This is a genomic window from Leisingera sp. ABD4_442 (assembly GCF_056160905.1).
In genome coordinates this window covers 1-13,466 of the sequence record NZ_JBSWYB010000061.1, presented here as the reverse complement: position 1 = coordinate 13,466, position 13,466 = coordinate 1, and the positions used below count along the sequence as shown (strand labels likewise).

Here is a 13,466-nt window from a genome sequence, read left to right as displayed (position 1 = left end):
CCTTTAGCGCGCCCTGCCTGGCCCAACGGGAGCCTTCGGATTTCATATCCGAATGGCGACGGGCGGGAGGGGTTGATTTGAAGACCCCGGTGTTGAGCCGGAGCCCCTGCCACCTTACAAACTTGCAGAAGTCTTAGGTGAATGGCCGCACGTTCGGAAGGAACACCCCTGCATGATTGCCTATGTCACAGTCGGCGCGGATGACATTGCTCTTGCGAAACGCTTCTATTCTGCGTTTTTGCCGGCTCTCGGCTACGGCCTGGAGGAAGGCCCAGAAGGGCTGAGTTTCGCGCTGCCCGTTCAGCCGGGGCAGTCTCCTGTTCTGCCTGATTTCTACGTCAAGCCTACCTTCGACGGGCGCCCGGCCTCGGCTGGAAACGGGTCGATGGTCGCATTCCAGGCCCGCAATCAAAAGCAGGTGCGCAACCTGCACGCCGCCGCCCTTGCCGCAGGCGGCTCTGACGAGGGTCCGCCGGGGTTCCGCGCTTCCTACGGGCCGCGCTTCTATGTCGGCTACCTGCGCGACCCGCAGGGCAACAAGATTGCGCTGTTTTCAAGTGACCCAAGCGAGCCGGGGCGGGACAGATAGCGCAGGCTACGCAAACCACGGGCGCCCTCTGTCGGCTTGTGTCATTCCAATGTGCCTACCGCCTGACGCTTTGGCCGAGCGTGGAGATCATGCGGCCCTAACAAAAAAGCCCCGGCCAATGACCGGGGCTTCTTCATCTCTTCCGTCAAATCCAGGGCTCCGCCCGTGATCTCCTCAATCCGTCCACCGGACGGATTGCCGGACCCCGAGGGGTCCGGACCGGACATCACCCGTTCTGACGGATGGTCTCGTTCTTCGGATCGTAGGGGCTGTCGCAGGTGACGACCGCATCCCACAGCTTGTCCTGGATCTTGACCTTCAGCTTGGTGCCTTCCACCGCGTAGTCAGGCTTCACATAGCCCATGCCGATGGATTTCTCGAAGGCCACCGAGTAGCCGCCAGAGGTCAGGCGGCCCACACGGGTGCTGTCTGCGGCATAGAGCGCCTCGCGGCCCCAGGGATCGGCGTCCGACGGGCCGTCGATCAGCAGGGTGCAGCACTTCACGCGGACGCCGGTCTCGACCAGCTTGTCCTTGCCGTGGAAGTCCTTCTCCAGATCGACAAAGCGCGGCAGGTCGGCTTCCAGCGGGGTCGCGTCGCGGCCCAGTTCGTTGCCGAAGGCGCGGTAGGATTTCTCCTGGCGCAGCCAGTTCTGGGCGCGCGCACCGACCAGCTTCATGCCGTGCTTCTCGCCCGCTTTCTCCAGCAGGTCGAACAGGTAGTTCTGCATCTCGATCGGGTGATGCAGTTCCCAGCCCAGCTCACCGGTGTAGGCCACGCGGATCGCATTGACCGGGCACATGCCCAGTTCGATCTGCTTGGCCGACAGCCAGGGGAAGCGCTTGTTGGACAGTGCAGTTTCCGGATCGGCGTCGACGATCACCTCTTTCAGCACATCGCGGGACTTGGGGCCTGCGATGGCGAAGACGCCCCACTGGCTGGTCACATCCTGGATCTCGATATAGCCGAACTCTTCCATCTTGTCTTCGGCCGCTTTGCGCAGGAAGTCCGCGTCATATTCGGACCAGGCGCCGGCGGAGACCAGATAGTAGTTGTTCTCGCCGTTGCGGACGATGGTGTACTCAGTGCGGGTGGTGCCATAGACCGTCAGCGCGTAGGTCAGGTTGATGCGGCCGACCTTCGGCAGTTTGTTGCAGGTGAACCAGTCCAGGAACTGGGTGGCACCGGGGCCTTTGACGACGTGCTTGGTGAAGGCGGTTGCGTCAATCAGGCCAACGCCTTCGCGGACGGCTTTCGCCTCTTCCACAGCATACTGCCACCAGCCGCCGCGGCGGAAGGAGCGGGCGTCGTGGTCGAAGTTTTCCGGTGCGTCCAGCGGGCCGAAGTAGTTCGGGCGTTCCCAGCCGTTGACCCAGCCGAACTGTGCGCCGCGGGCCTTTTGGCGGTCGAACGCAGGCGCGGTGCGCAGCGGGCGGGCTGCCGGACGCTCTTCGTCCGGGTGGTGCAGGATGTAGACGTGCTCATAGCACTCTTCGTTCTTGCGGGCCGCGAACTCGGTGGTCATCCAGTTGGAGGAGTAGCGTTTCGGGTCGAGCGACGCCATGTCGATCTCGGCCTCGCCGTCCACCATCATCTGCGCCAGGTAGTAGCCGGTGCCGCCAGCGGCGGTGATGCCGAAGGAGAAGCCTTCCGCCAGCCACATGTTCCGCAGGCCCGGAGCCGGGCCGACCAGCGGGTTGCCGTCGGGGGTGTAGCAGATCGGGCCGTTGAAGTCGTCTTTCAGGCCGGATTCAGCGCAGGACGGCACGCGCTCTGCCATTGCCATGTACTGTTCTGCGATCCGGTCCAGATCCAGCGGGAACAGGTCGGCACGGAAGCTGTCCGGAACACCGTGCTCGAACTGCGCCGGTGCGCCGCGCTCGTAGATGCCCAGGATCCAGCCGCCGCGCTCTTCGCGGGCATAGGATTCATTGTCGGCGTCGCGCACAACGGGGTGCTCGGGGTTGCCGGCTTCACGCCATTTGACCAGCTCGGGGTCCTTGTCCATGACGATGAAGGTGTGCTCGACCGGGATTGCAGGCATTTTGATGCCCAGCATCTTGGCGGTGCGCTGCGCGTGGTTGCCGGATGCGGTCACGACGTGCTCGGCGGTGATCACCACCTGCTCGTCGGAGGGCACCAGGTTGCCGCCTTTTTCGACCATCTTGGTGCAGGTGACTTCCCAGTGGGTGCCGGTCCAGTGGAACGCGTCTGCCTGCAGCTTGCGGACGATCTCGACGCCGCGCTGACGGGCGCCCTTGGCCATCGCCTGGGTCACGTCTGCCGGGTTAATGTAGCCGTCTTCGGTGTGGTAGATCGCACCTTTCAGATCGCCGGTCTCGATCAGCGGCCAGCGCTCTTTGATCTGCTCCGGGGTCAGCCATTCATAAGCCACATCGCAGGTCTCGGCGGTGGAGGCATAGAGCATGTACTCGTCCATGCGCTCCTGGGTCTGTGCCATGCGCAGGTTGCCCACCACGGCGAAACCTGCGTTCAGGCCGGTTTCCTCTTCCAGGGTCTTGTAGAAATCGACCGAGTACTTGTGGATGTGGGTGGTCGCATAGGACATGTTGAACAGCGGCAGAAGGCCGGCTGCGTGCCAGGTGGAGCCGGAGGTCAGCTCGTCACGCTCGATCAGCATGACGTCTTCCCAGCCGGCTTTGGCCAGGTGATAGGCAATCGAGGTGCCGACGGCGCCGCCGCCAACAACAAGTGCTTTGACTTGGGTTTTCATTCTCCGGCTCTCCAGCTTTGTGAGATTCTTGGCGACGGTTATGCCCGCGCATTGAATTCCGCGCAAAATCAGGCCGACGCAAAAACACTCAAAACCGACCTTGCGCGCCACAGCATACCGGATTCTGCTGCAAATTTTGACGGGAATGGCGTTTTTTGCGCAGCAAAAAGGGGGCCGCGGCCCCCTGCTGTCCTGCTGTTGCGGCCAAAGACTGCGGTCAGCAATCCAGGGCATTGCCCCGGCGGATGCAGACCGGCTGCGGCTCTGCCTCTGCCCCGGCGGCGTCTGCCTGCGCCACCTGCTCGCCGCCGGACAGCAGCCGCTTGCCATAGCTTGCCGCCTCCTGCCAGACCGTGGCCTGCCCTTCTGCCCCGTCCCCTGCCAGGCTTGCCGTTTCCCTGGCGTCACGGGCCCGGGCAAAGCGGTCCTGCAAAATGGTGCTGTAATCGGTGGCGCTGAGATCGCCCCAGTTGAGGCCGGCATCGCGGGTCTGGATATAGTAGTCATAGCCGATCACCGCCTGAGTGCTGAACACCAGGATGCCCATCGCTTTCTTCAGTCCCATGCTGCCCTCCGGATCCGCAAAATGCTGCCTGTCCATCGGAAGTCAGCACCTGGCGCGAAATTGCGGCAGCAATCCGGCATTTCGGGGAAGAATGCAGCGCAATCGCGTCAGCCCGGCGCGGGCCGTGCCCTGCCGGTTGTTTGCTGCTGCTGTCTGCCTGATACTGATCTTAAAAGGCCAGCGGTAAGGAATGGCGGCGCCGCCAAGGGGCGGAGGCGGGACGGGAGGGTTGCTCCCGCACGCGAAACGTCGTCTGTGCGTGCCCGTGCCAATGGGCCCTGTTCCAAGGTGCCGGGGGTGTCAGGCCCGGCGGGTGACCGCGATCGGGAAGCATCATGGCACATCGGATTTAAGATGCCGTGACAGGGGCGTGCGCCGGTTGCGCAACAGCCCGGGTACTGCGCGTGCCGCTGATGCTGTGCAGTGAGTATTTGGAGAAAGATGAAGGCGCAGGCCCAGTGTTTTCATCTTTCCCCAAATACTCAAACTCTGCCGTCTGCGCAGCGGCTGCGGTGGCGCGCCTCTTACATCTCGACGATCTTGCCCGGATTCAGGATGTTCTCGGGGTCCAGTGCCGCCTTGATCGCGGCCATAAACCGGGTCGCGTCGCCCAGTTCCTGCTGCAGATAGGGGCGCTTGCCCTGGCCGATGCCGTGCTCGCCGGTGCACGTGCCATCCATCTCAATCGCCATCTCGTTGAGCCAGCCGATGTACTCATCCGCCTTCTGGCGTTCCGCATCGCTGTCCATGTCAATCAGCAAGAGCGCGTGGAAGTTGCCGTCGCCCACATGGCCGACCATCGGTGCCAGAAGCCCCATGCTCTCGGCCTTTTTGCGCGCCGCGCTGACGCATTCCGCCAGCCGCGAGATCGGCACGCAAACGTCGGTGGACAGGCCTTTGGCGCCGGGGCGCAGTTGCAGGCTGGCCCAATACATGTCGTGGCGCGCCTGCCAGAGCTTGCTGCGCTCCTCCGGTGTCGAGGTGGCGGCGATGTCGAAGCCGCCGAATTCTTCAGCAATGGAGGCGAACATGTCCGACTGCTCTACCACGCCCGCGTCGGAGCCATGGAATTCCAGCAAGAGCAGCGGATTTTCCGGCAGGTCGAGGCCGGAATAGGCATTGGCGGCGCGCACGCTCATCTCATCCAGCAGCTCAATGCGGGCCACCGGGATGCCGTACTGGATGGTCATCATCACCGCGCGGCAGGCCTCATCCACGGTGCGGAAGGAGCAGCGGGCAGAGCGGATCGCCTCTGGGATGCCCTGCAGTTTCAGCGTCAGTTCGGTGATCAGGCCCAATGTGCCCTCGCTGCCCACCAAGAGGCGCGTGAGGTCATAGCCGGCCGAGGATTTCTTGGCCCGCTGCGCGGTGCGGATCACGGCGCCGTCGGCCATTACCGCCTCCAGCCCCAGCACGTTGTCCTTCATGGTGCCATACCGCACCGCGTTGGTGCCGGAGGCACGGGTGGCCGCCATGCCGCCAAGCGAGGCATTGGCGCCGGGATCAATCGGGAAGAACAGGCCTTGGTCGCGCAGATAAGTGTTCAGCTGCTCGCGGGTGACGCCGGGCTGCACCACCACATCCAGATCCTCTGCATGCACCGCCAGGATCTGATCCATCCGCATCATGTCCACGCAGATGCCGCCAGCAGGCGCGTTGACATGCCCCTCCAGCGAGGTGCCGGTGCCGAAGGGAATGACCGGCACGCCGTATTCGGCGCAGACTTTGACGATGTCTGAAACCTCGCGGGTGGTGGCGGGGAAGACCACCGCATCCGGTGCCTGGTTGGTGATCCAGGTGGTGGTGTGGCCGTGCTGCTCGCAGATGGCCTGGCCGGTCTGCAGCCGGTCGCCGAACTGCTGGCTCAGCGCATCAATGGCGGCGGCGATCCCGGCCTCGTTGCGCGGCAGTGATGTGGCTTGGACCATGGCGGCCTCCCCTGGCAGCAGGGCGCGGCGCCCCGGAACAATTCACCTGTTAACCTACGCGCCGCTACCGGAGTTCAGCAATACCCAGAACCCCGTAGCCGCCCCAGCCCGTCCGGTCTAACCGCCCAGTGCAATCCCCTCGCGCCGCGGGTCCGCCGCGCCTTTCAGCCCATCGCCGATCTCAATCGCGTGCAGGCCGGAGGTCAGGTCGCGGGCGTTGACCTCATACCCCATTTCCGTCAGCGCCTCCGTCAGATCCTCCGCGCTGGTGCCTCCCTCGACATCATAGGTGCCAAAGCGGTTGACCAGATGCGGCAGCGCCAGCGCCGCCTGGATGTCCATCCCCCAATCGGCCCAGGCGATGATCGACTTGGCCACATAGCCGATGATGCGGCTGCCGCCGGGGGAGCCGATGGCCAGCACCGGCTTGCCCTCCTTCAGCACAATGGTCGGCGCCATGGAGGACCGCGGCCGCTTGCCCGGCTCCAGCCGGTTGGCGATGGGCACGCCATTCACATGGGTGCGGAAGGAGAAATCCGTCAGTTCGTTGTTCAACAGGAACCCGCCCGCCATCAGCCGTGAGCCAAAGGCGTTCTCGATGGTCGTGGTCATCGACAGCACGTTGCCGTATTGGTCCACGATGGAGATATGGGAGGTCGAGGGCAGCTCAATCGACTCATCATCGGCCAGCAAGGCATGGTCGAATTCGGGAGCGCCCGGCGCCACCTCGGGCAGCGCATCATCGCCCTGCAGCAGGTCGGCACGGCTGGCGAGATAGTCCGCCGCCACCAGCCCATGGGTGGGCACCGGCACATAGTCGCTGTCGGCCATATAGCGGCCCCGGTCGGCAAAGGCGAGGCGCGAGGCATCGCCGATCAGCCGCCAGGCCTCGGCGCTGGCTGCACCCAGCCCGGCCAGATCATAGCTCTCCAGCATCCCCAGGATCTGCCCCACGGTCAGCGCGCCGGAGGACGGCGGCCCCATGCCGCAGGCCTCGAAATCGCGGTAGGCAGCGCAGACCGCCGGACGCTCCTTGACCTGATAGAGCGCCAGATCAGTGGCGGACAATACGCCCGGATTGCCCTCGGCGCCGGTCACGGCACGCACGATCTCAGCCGCGATTGGGCCGGAATAAAACGCCCCGGCCCCGCCCTCTGCCAGCGCCCGCAGGGTGGCAGCATAGTCCGGGTTCAGCAGCGTTGCGCCCTCGGCAATGGGCGTACCATCCGGCAGGAAATAAGCCGCGGTCGCCGGGGCGCGCGCCAGCCGTTCGGCGTCGCCTTCGACCAGGGCAGCCAGACGCGGCGAGACGGCAAAGCCCTCCTCCGCCAGCGTGATCGCCGGTTCAAACAGCGATGGCCAATTGGCACGGCCCCAGCGGCGATGCGCCGCTTCCAGCAAGGCTGGCGTGCCGGGGGTGCCAACAGAGCGGCCGCCGACAACCGCATCAAAGAACTTCAAGGGCGCACCGTTTTCATCCTGAAACAGGGTCGGCGTGGCCGCCAGCGGCGCGGTTTCGCGCCCGTCCAGCGTGGTCAGCTCGCCCGTCGCAGCGTCATACCAGACCAGGAACGCACCGCCGCCAAGGCCTGAGGATTGCGGCTCCACCAGACCCAGCACGGTCTGCACCGCCACCATCGCATCCGCAGCCGTGCCGCCTGCGCGCAGCACCGCCGCCCCGGCCTCCACCGCATGCGGGTTGGCAGCCGCGACCATCCAGTTGTCCGCCTGCACCGGCCGGCCTTCGGCCTTGGCCTCCAGCGCGGCGGCCACTTCGGGGGAAATCGCCTCAAAACTGCCGGCTGTTGCCGCTTCGGGGGCAACAGAGTCCGAGGCCTCCTGCGCAGCGGCAGTGCTTGCGGCAAGTGCGGCAGAGGCCAGAATCATATACTTCATGAAAACCCTCCTGTTACTTCCAGCCGCGCAGACGCACTCACAGCATCGACGGCACAACCTGATCCGGCGGACGGTGGCCGTCCTCAAAGGTCTTGATGTTCAAAAGCACCTTCTCGCCCATCTCGATCCGGCCCTCGATGGTGGCCGAGCCCATATGCGGCAACAGCACCACATTGGGCAGCTCGCGCAGGCGCGGGTTGATGTCGGTGCCATGCTCATAAACGTCCAGCCCCGCACCCGCGATCTCATCCGCACGCAGCATCCGGGTCAGCGCGTGCTCGTCGATCACCTCGCCGCGCGACGTGTTCACGATCACTGCCGAAGGTTTCATCAGTTTCAGACGGCGTGCGTTCATCAGGTGAAAGGTGGAGGGCGTCGAAGGGCAGTTGACAGAGATCACATCCATCCGCGCCACCATCTGGTCGAGGCTCTCCCAATAGGTTGCTTCCAGCGCGTCTTCGATCTCCGGGCGCAGGCGGCGGCGGTTGTGGTAATGGATCTGCATCCCAAAGGCGGCGGCGCGCTTGGCCACTGCCTGACCGATCCGGCCCATGCCCAGGATACCCAAACGGCGCCCCGCGATGCGCCCGCCCAGGAACGCCGTCGGCGCCCAGCCCTGCCAGTCGCCTTTCTGCATCACCGCCAGGCCTTCGGGCATCCGGCGTACCACCGCCATGATCAGCGCCATCGCCATGTCGGCGGTGTCGTCAGTCAATACACCAGGGGTGTTTGATACCAGAATGCCGCGCTGCCGGGCGGTCGCCACGTCGATGTGATCGACCCCGGCGCCATAATTGGCAATCAGCTTCAGCCGCTCGCCCGCCTGCCCCAGCAGCCCTGCGTCGATGGTATCGGTGACGGTTGGCACCAGCACATCGGCCTCTTTCAGGGCTGCGGCCAGCTCAGCTTTGGTCATCGGCGTGTCATCCTCACGCAGGCGCACATCGAACAGCTCGCTCAGCCGGGTTTCCACAGGTTCCGGCAACCGTCGCGTAACAACAACACTCAGTCGGTCTCTTGGCACTTGTGCTCTCCCTTGGGCTTTTCATTTTGCACGCCTCCATGGCATCGTGGCGCAGGATGCGCAGAGGCACAAGAACCCAACCGCATTCCCTGCCCCGCAAGACCGGAAATTTGCCGGGTGCTGCGGGGGCATAACAAGACGGGCAGAAGACCGGAACAAGAGGCTGGGCATAACCCGGCTGGGCAAGAAGAGGCGAGCAGGCAGTGAGAAACGCGGCAATGGCAATCCGCCATCTGGCAGCGGCAGCGGTATCCCTGGCGCTGGCGGGCGCAGCCTGTGCAGCCGAATCCCGCGGCCCTGTCACCAACCTTCCCCTGCCCCGCTATGTCTCAATGAAGGCCGCCACCGGCAATGTGCGCCGCGGCCCGTCGCTGACCCACAAGATCGACTGGGTGTTCAAACGCCGCGGCATGCCGCTGGAGATCACCGCTGAGTATGGCCACTGGCGCCGGGTGCAGGACCGTGACGGTGCCGGCGGCTGGGTGCATTACGCACTTCTGTCCGGTGTGCGCACTGTGCTGGTGGAAGAGGACATGCTGACCGTGCACGCCCGCCCCGACACCCGCGCGCCTGTAACCGCTGCCTTTGAACTGGGCGTGGTGGCGCGCCTCGGCGAATGCGCCACCGACTGGTGCGAGATCTCGGCCGGCGGCTACAGCGGCTGGGCGCCCAAGAAAAAGCTCTGGGGCGTCGCACCGGATGAGCTGCGCGAGTAGCCCCGGCTCTTTCATCTTTCCAGAAATACTCCGGGGTGAATTGGGCCGGCGGCCCAAGAGGGGCAGCGCCCCTCTTGCAACCAAGCCTGCGGGGCAGCACCCCGTTTCTATACTTGCCGGGCAGCGCCACTCCCCTCTGCCGCGGCAATCTGCGCGGGCTTCCCGGGCACCGCACCATTGCACCTGCAGCAATCCTGCTCTACATGGGGACAATATCAATGGCTTCCCAAGCCCGTTCCGCCCCCATTAGGCTGCGCTGGAACACCACTGGAATAACCCCCGGCACGGGCCTGGCCCGGCTGACGTCATAAACGCCTCCGAGATCGCTGAAAGGTTGTGGAACATGGCAGAAAATCAAACCCCGGACATATTGTATACCATTGTAGACGAAGCGCCCGAACTGGCCTCGGCATCCTTCCTGCCGATCATCCGCAAGTTCGCTGCCGCCGCCGGTGTCACCGTCGGCACCAAGGACATTTCGCTGGCCGGCCGCATTATCGCCGCCTTCCCGGAGAACCTGACTGACGCACAGCGCCAGAGCGATGACCTGGCAGAGCTGGGCCAGCTGGTGAAGACCCCGGACGCCAATGTGATCAAGCTGCCGAACATCTCCGCCTCGGTGCCGCAGCTGACCGCTGCCATCAAGGAACTGCAGGCCCAGGGCTATGACCTCCCGGACTACCCGGAAGAGCCCAAGAGTGACGCCGAAAAAGACGCCCGCGCCCGCTATGACGCGATCAAGGGCTCCGCGGTGAACCCGGTCCTGCGCGAAGGCAACTCCGACCGCCGCGCCGCCAAGGCCGTGAAGAACTTCGCCCAGAAGAACCCGCATTCGATGGGCGCATGGGCCGCGGACAGCAAGACCAAGGTCTCCTCGATGCCGGGCAACGACTTCTACGCCAACGAGAAGTCCGCCACCATCACCGCCGCTCAGGCCGGTGACGCCCGGATCGAATTTGCCGCCAAGGACGGCGCCATCACCGTGCTGAAAGACGGCTGGGCGCTGGAAGAAGGCACCGTGGCGGACGCCACGTTCATGTCTGTGAAGGCTCTGTCGTCCTTCCTCGGCGAAGCGATTGCCGACACCAAGGCGGACGGCACCATGTTCTCGCTGCACATGAAGGCCACCATGATGAAGGTCTCCGACCCGATCATCTTCGGCCACGCAGTGAAGGCCTGGCTGGCGCCGGTGTTCGACAAATACGGCGCCGAGCTGGAGGCGCTGGGTGTGAACCCGAACTCCGGCATGGGCGACCTGTTGGAGCGCGTCAAAGGCAATGCCGAAATCACCGCCGCCATCGAAGCCGTGCGCGCCGAGCGTCCGGACATGTATATGGTCGACAGCGACAAGGGCATCACCAATCTGCACGTGCCTTCCGATGTGATCATCGACGCCTCGATGCCCGCGGTGATCCGCGCCGGCGGCAAGGGCTGGGACCAGGACGGCAACAAGGGCGACACCAACTGCGTGATCCCCGACCGCTGCTATGCCTCCGTCTATGACGAGACCATCAATTTCTTCAAAGCCAACGGCGCGCTGGACGTGACCACCGCAGGCGCGGTCGCCAACGTTGGCCTGATGGCCCAGAAGGCTGAGGAATACGGCTCCCACCCGACCACGTTTGAGGCCCCCGCAGACGGCACCATCCGCATCGTGTTGGCAAACGGCGATACGCTGCATTCGCATGACGTGGAAACCGGCGACATCTGGCGCGCCTGCACCGTCAAGAAGGCGCCGATCGAGAACTGGATCCTGCTGGCAATGGACCGTCAGCGGCTGACCGGCTCGGAGGCGATCTTCTGGCTGGACGCAAACCGCGCCCATGACGCCGAGCTGATCAAATACGTTCAGCCCGCGCTGGAGAAGGCCGGCGTTGCGGACAAGTTCCAGATCATGGCGCCGCGCGAAGCGACACGCCAGTCGCTGGAAACCATCACCGCAGGCAAGGACAGTATCGCCATCACCGGCAACGTGCTGCGCGACTACCTGACCGACCTGTTCCCGATCCTGGAACTGGGCACCTCGGCCAAGATGCTGTCGATCGTCAAGCTGATGCAGGGCGGCGGGCTGTTTGAAACCGGCGCTGGCGGCTCCGCCCCCAAGCACGTGCAGCAGCTGGTTGAGGAAAACCACCTGCGCTGGGATTCGATGGGCGAATTCTGCGCCCTGGGCGAGTCGCTGAACTTCCTGGCCGACGCCAAGGGCAACGCCAAGGCCGGCGTGCTGGGCCGCGCGGCTGAGGACGCGACCCAAGGCATCCTGGACCACAACCGCTCGCCCTCGCGCAAGGTCGGCCAGCCCGACAACCGCGACAGCCACTACTGGTTTGCCCGCTACTGGGCCGAGGCGCTGGCAGCTCAGAGTGACGACGCGGATCTGGCGGCGCATTTCACCCCCATCGCGGAAGAGCTGGGCGCCAAGGAAGAACAGATCCTGGGTGAGCTGGCCGCCGCCCAGGGCGCGCCTGCCGACATCGGCGGCTACTTCCGCCCCAGCGTGGAGCTGAAGGCCAAGGTGATGCGCCCCAGCGCAACGCTGAACGCCATCATCGGCTGATCCGCACAGCAGTACAATCAAGGATGCCCGGGATTTTCCGTCCCGGGCATCTTTGTCTACTTCCTCCATGGGTTGACCCGCCAGCCGGCACGGGCCAGAAACGAAGGCAGCAGCAAACAGGCAACCCATGTCCAACCGGGGAAGTTTCAGGAAACTCAACCACCTGCGCCAGCTTGACAGCCGCAAACTGCCGCTGATCGTGCATGCCGAGGAAGCCTGGTTCCGCCACATCCTCGAGGGCGGCTGCGGTTTCTTTGAGAAAATCGGCGCCAGCGCCGCGGCGCATGGGTACAAGCCGCTGCTGCTTCACGCCGAGGACGTGCTGTCCTACGGGGTGCTTGGCACGGATCATCTGCAGATCGTCATCGGTCCGAAGCGTCCTCAGGGTGCGCGCATCTTTCACGCCCAGCCCGGGTACTTGCGCGGCTTCTGGTATCTGGATCCCAAGGGCTACCACTGGAATTCAAGCTTGGCCGCACAGCGTTTTGATCCGGACAGCGTGGATGGCACTGCGGCAGAGGCGTTTTTCAAGGCGCTCCGCAGCCGCGTCCTTGGCCGCAATTTGTCCAAACGGGCCCAGACCGCGCGGAGACCCGGCGGGCTGCCGCCGGCCGCGGCCGCCATCTTTGTGCAGGACATCGAGAAATACCGCGACCCGGTGCATTACCTGACCACGGCAGAGATGATCGCCGCAGCCTGCGCCGCAGTGCCGGGCACGGTCTATGTCAAACCGCACCCGCTGCAGGATGCGGCGGCACTGCGCGCGCTTGAGGCGCTCTGCGCGGAGCTCGGCAATGCAGAGCTGACCAGCGCCAGCGTGCATGATTTGATCGCAGCCTCAGACAGGGTTGTGTCGCAGAACTCCGCTGTGGGCTTCGAAGCGCTGATGCACCGCAAGCCGGTGCTGACCTGTGCCAGGACCGACTATCACCACGCCACTCTGGCCTGCCGCACAGAAGCGGAGCTGAGGGGAAACCTGAAGCGGGCAGCAGAGGCCTTTGCCGGATTTCCCTTTGAGCGGTATCTGTACTGGTTCCTGGGCCGGAACATGCTGGAGCCGCAAAAAACCGGCTTCGAAGACCGGGCCTGGCGCCGCCTGCTTCAGGGCTGACAAACACGCTGCAAGCGAGGCGGCACGCCGCCGCCTAGGCATACACATGATCAGCCGTAGAGGCCGCTGGTCTGGAAATCCTGCCAGATGCCCTTGCCTGCCCTGCTTCCTGCTGAGCCAGAGGCAACCGGCTGCGGCACTGGTTCCAAGGTCCAGCGGCCGTCCGTTAGCGGCCGTCCGTTTAGGGGCGCCATCAAGGGGTTTAAAACAAGAAACCGCTGCACAGCGGAGGGCTGACAGCGGTTGCTCTATATCATCGTTCAGAGAGATTTTTTGGATTTTACTAGGTTTGGCGGTGACCTACTCTCCCAGGGCTTTAGCCCAAGTACCATCGGCGCGGCAGTGC

General features: G+C 64.4%; 9 protein-coding genes. 4 read left to right on the top strand and 5 right to left on the bottom strand.

The window, feature by feature from the left end; genetic code table 11:
- Positions 1 to 172 precede the first annotated feature (172 nt).
- A complete protein-coding gene (locus tag ACXAHG_RS22795; protein ID WP_475040385.1) occupies positions 173 to 589 on the top strand; it encodes a VOC family protein in 417 nt (138 codons plus the stop codon).
- A gap of 226 nt (positions 590 to 815) precedes the next feature.
- Here ACXAHG_RS22795 and ACXAHG_RS22790 read toward each other — a convergent pair whose 3' ends face one another.
- The 5 genes from ACXAHG_RS22790 to ACXAHG_RS22770 form a co-directional block, all read right to left on the bottom strand.
- Entirely contained in the window at positions 816 to 3,323 is a 2,508-nt protein-coding gene (locus tag ACXAHG_RS22790; protein WP_475061010.1) for a GcvT family protein, read from the bottom strand.
- Between the two features lie 217 nt (positions 3,324 to 3,540).
- Positions 3,541 to 3,888, bottom strand: coding sequence for a hypothetical protein (locus tag ACXAHG_RS22785; RefSeq protein WP_475061008.1), 348 nt, complete (start codon positions 3,886 to 3,888; stop codon positions 3,541 to 3,543).
- A 524-nt stretch (positions 3,889 to 4,412) separates the two neighbouring features.
- Positions 4,413 to 5,816: an FAD-binding oxidoreductase gene (locus tag ACXAHG_RS22780; protein ID WP_475061005.1), complete on the bottom strand. Its 1,404-nt coding sequence runs from the start codon at positions 5,814 to 5,816 to the stop codon at positions 4,413 to 4,415.
- 117 nt (positions 5,817 to 5,933) lie between these two features.
- Positions 5,934 to 7,712 carry a gamma-glutamyltransferase gene (ggt, locus tag ACXAHG_RS22775; protein WP_475061003.1) on the bottom strand — a complete coding sequence of 593 codons (1,779 nt, stop codon included), beginning with the start codon at positions 7,710 to 7,712 and terminating at the stop codon, positions 5,934 to 5,936.
- Between the two features lie 37 nt (positions 7,713 to 7,749).
- Complete coding sequence (locus ACXAHG_RS22770; protein WP_475040373.1) at positions 7,750 to 8,736, bottom strand: 2-hydroxyacid dehydrogenase; 987 nt, start codon at positions 8,734 to 8,736, stop codon at positions 7,750 to 7,752.
- 218 nt (positions 8,737 to 8,954) lie between these two features.
- Between ACXAHG_RS22770 and ACXAHG_RS22765 the strand changes: the two genes are divergently transcribed.
- The 3 genes from ACXAHG_RS22765 to ACXAHG_RS22755 all read left to right on the top strand — a co-directional run bounded on the left by ACXAHG_RS22765 (position 8,955) and on the right by ACXAHG_RS22755 (position 13,120).
- Entirely contained in the window at positions 8,955 to 9,452 is a 498-nt protein-coding gene (locus ACXAHG_RS22765; RefSeq protein WP_475040371.1) for an SH3 domain-containing protein, read from the top strand.
- 343 nt (positions 9,453 to 9,795) lie between these two features.
- Positions 9,796 to 12,009, top strand: a complete 2,214-nt coding sequence (locus tag ACXAHG_RS22760) for an NADP-dependent isocitrate dehydrogenase (RefSeq protein ID WP_475061001.1) — start codon at positions 9,796 to 9,798, stop codon at positions 12,007 to 12,009.
- Positions 12,010 to 12,136: 127 nt separating this feature from the next.
- Positions 12,137 to 13,120 carry a capsular polysaccharide export protein, LipB/KpsS family gene (locus tag ACXAHG_RS22755; protein WP_475060998.1) on the top strand — a complete coding sequence of 328 codons (984 nt, stop codon included), beginning with the start codon at positions 12,137 to 12,139 and terminating at the stop codon, positions 13,118 to 13,120.
- Positions 13,121 to 13,466 lie beyond the last annotated feature (346 nt).